At 72.6% G+C, this 2832-nt stretch carries 3 protein-coding genes; 1 reads left to right on the top strand and 2 read right to left on the bottom strand.

Annotated features, from left to right (window positions below):
* Window positions 1-900 (bottom strand): LacI family DNA-binding transcriptional regulator (locus tag AC1DZ6_RS22870; protein WP_477099408.1); only part of this gene is annotated, 900 nt, incomplete at its 3' end.
* Window positions 901-1101: 201 nt separating this feature from the next.
* Here AC1DZ6_RS22870 and mobA point away from each other — a divergent pair.
* On the top strand, window positions 1102-1641 hold the full coding sequence (gene mobA, locus AC1DZ6_RS22865; protein WP_477099407.1) for a molybdenum cofactor guanylyltransferase: 540 nt from the start codon (window positions 1102-1104) through the stop codon (window positions 1639-1641).
* A gap of 81 nt (window positions 1642-1722) precedes the next feature.
* On the opposite strand, the gene AC1DZ6_RS22860 is transcribed toward mobA, so the two are convergent.
* Window positions 1723-2832, bottom strand: a 1110-nt coding sequence (locus AC1DZ6_RS22860) for a sulfite reductase subunit alpha (RefSeq protein ID WP_477099406.1), incomplete at its 5' end; no start/stop codon positions are given.

The following is a 2832-nucleotide window of genomic DNA, read 5'->3' as shown; positions in this document are numbered from 1 at the left end:
GGTCAGGGCCGGCCAGATGTTGGCGGCGATCGAGGTGTCGTCGAAGCCGACGATCGACACGTCCTCGGGCACGTCCAGGCCCATGCGGTGGGCGACGCCCGCCGTGGCCGCGGCCATGTCGTCGTTGCCGGCGAAGATGGCGGTGGGCCGGTCGTCCTCGCCCAGCAGCCGCTCGGCCGCCTCCAGGCCCGAGCGATAGGTGAAGTAGCCCTGCTCGACGCGGACGTTCTCGTCGGGGATGCCCGCCGCGGTCAGGGCCGAGCGGAAGCCGTCCAGCCGCTGCTGGCTGACCGTCTGGTTGGGGTGGCCCTTGATGATCCCGAACCGCTTGTGGCCCAGGGCCAGCAGGTGCTGGGCCAGCTCGAAGGCGGCGGCCTCGTTGTCGATGCGGATGGTGGCCATGTCGGCGCTGGGCATGCCCGGCGCCACGGCCACGGCGGCCGCGCCGGCGGCCCGGACCTCGGCCAGGACCTGAGCGCTCTCGCACAGCGGGGCGGGCAGGATCAGGCCATCGACGCCGGTCTTCAGCAGGCGGGTCAGGGTGGCGCCGGCCAGCTCCGGCTCGGCGCACTTCTCGATCACGACCTGGGCGCCCGTGCGGCTGCTTTCGTCCAGGGCGCCGACCAGGAATTCCGACAGGTAGCCGGTCGAGGGGTTGTCGTAGAGCAGGCCGATGCGGAACGGGGCCGAGCCGGCCAGGCTGCGGGCGGCCGGATTGGGCGCGTAGTTCAGGTCGCGGATCGCGGCGTCGACCAGGGCCTTGGTCTCGGACTTGACCGTCGTCTCGCGGTTGATGACCCGCGACACCGTCATCGGCGAAACCCCGGCCAGGGCGGCCACGTCGCGGATGGTCGCGCTCTGGGTCGTGCGGCGGCGTTGACGCTCGTTACGGTCGTTCATCGATGTTCCGTCCCTTGATCGCGGCGGACACTAGACCGTTTTGCCCGTGTGTTGGAAGACGAGGCGCAAGTCTTTGATGGAGCAGAGGAGCCCGCGGCGTGGTCTCGGGTCGCGGTCTCCTGTTCTGTCCGGCTTTCGTCCGAACCCATCGCGACCAACAGGGGTGCAGACGGCGAACTTTGTCTGACCTAGATTGACGTCATGACCCCATGCACCACCCCGTTCGGGGCGATCATCCTGACCGGCGGCGGCTCGCGTCGCATGGGCGCCGACAAGGCGTCGCTGGCGTGGGACGGGCAGAGGGCGGTCGATCGCGTGGCCGCCTTGGCGACGTCGGTCGGAGCCGTGCGGGTGCTGACGGCGGGGCGCGATCACGGGCTGGAACATGTCGACGATCCGGCGCCGGGCGCGGGCCCGGTCGGCGGGGTGCTGGCCGGGGCGCGGGCCCTGGCGGCGCATGGCCTGACACGGGCCCTGGTGCTGGCGGTCGACGCCCCGACCGTGACGGCGCAGGACCTGGCGCCGCTGCTGGCGGCGGCCGATCCGGGGGCGTTCCACGACGGCTTGCCCGTGCCGATGATGGTGATCCTGGACGCCTTGCCGACGGACGCGGAGGCGGGCTGGCCGCTTCGGCGGCTGGTCGAGCGGGCGGGGCTTGTGGCGCTGCCCTGCGACGAGGCGCTGCGGTTGCGGCTGCGGGGGGCCAATACGCCGGAGGAGCGGGATCGGCTGTCCAACTGACGGGGACATGCCCTTGCGGCGTGTCCCCAAGTTTCGCACTGGGTCTTGTTGGGGACACGCCGCGAGGGCATGTCCCCGGCCTCAATACACGTCCCGCCGATACCGCCCCTCGTCGGCCAGCCGCTCCATCGTCTCGGCGCCCAGCACGGCCGTCAGCACGGCGTGGACATCCCCAGACATCCCCTCCAGCGAGCCGCAGACATAGATCGCTGCGCCGTCGGCGATCCAGGCGCGCAGCGTGTCGGACGCCTCCATCAGGCGATGCTGGACATAGATCTTGCGGTCCTGGTCGCGGGAGAAAGCCAGGTCCAGGCGCGCCAGCACGCCGGTCGCGCGCCAGGCCTCGATCTCGGCCTGGTGGAAATAGTCGTGGGCCGAGGCGCGCTCGCCGAACACCAGCCAGTTGCGGTGGCGGCCCAAGCTCGAGGAAGGGAGGGCCGCCCGGGCCTTGAGATGCGCGCGCAGGCCGGCCAGGCCCGTGCCGTTGCCGATCAGGATCAGCGGCCGGTCGTCGCTCGGGCCGTGGAAGCTGCGGTTGGTCCGCACCCGCGCGGCGATCTCGGCCCCCTCGGCGGCGTGGGCGGTCAGCCAGCCCGAGCCCAGTCCAGGCTTGCCGTCGGCCCGCCTCATCGCCCGGACCAGCAGCTCGACGCCGCCGTCGGCCGGCAGCGAGGCGATCGAATATTCGCGGTGGGGCAGGGGCGGCAGGGCGTCGACCAGGGCCTGAGGGGAGGCGGAGGCGAAGCCGTCGTCGTGCGGCAGGCGTCGCCAGGACAGGGCCTGGGCCAAGGTCGCGCCGTCCTCGGCGACGACCGGGGCGGCGGGGTCCAGGCCCAGCCGGGCCAGCAGGGCCGCCGTATCGGCTGGATCGTTGCGCGGCCCGACCTCGAGGATGTCGCCGGCTTCCCAGGTCGCGGCCTCCAGCGCCTCGAGCCGGATGTGGAAGGCAGGATCGGCGGTGCTGCCCGGGTTCAACCGGCGGCGCTGGGCCAGCCGCCAGCGGCCGTAGCGCGGACGGGTCCAGTCGGGGGCGTCGGTGACGCCGGCCAGCAGGCCGACATGCGACTGCCAGTGGCGCAGGGCGGCCGGATCGCCGTCGTCGACCTCGACCCGGTCGAACAGCGGGGTTGCGCCATGGCGGGCCAGCCAGGCGTCCAGCATCCGGCCGAAGGCGCAGAACTGGGCGTACCC

The sequence above is a fragment of the Caulobacter sp. P1_B12_2 genome (genome assembly GCF_056406675.1).
This window is presented reverse-complemented; position numbering and strand designations above follow the sequence as displayed.

What these genes read in the sequence shown, in the direction of transcription:
- mobA (WP_477099407.1), top strand. Translation starts at nt 1,102, where the DNA reads ATGACCCCATGCACCACCCCGTTCGGGGCGATCATCCTGACCGGCGGC.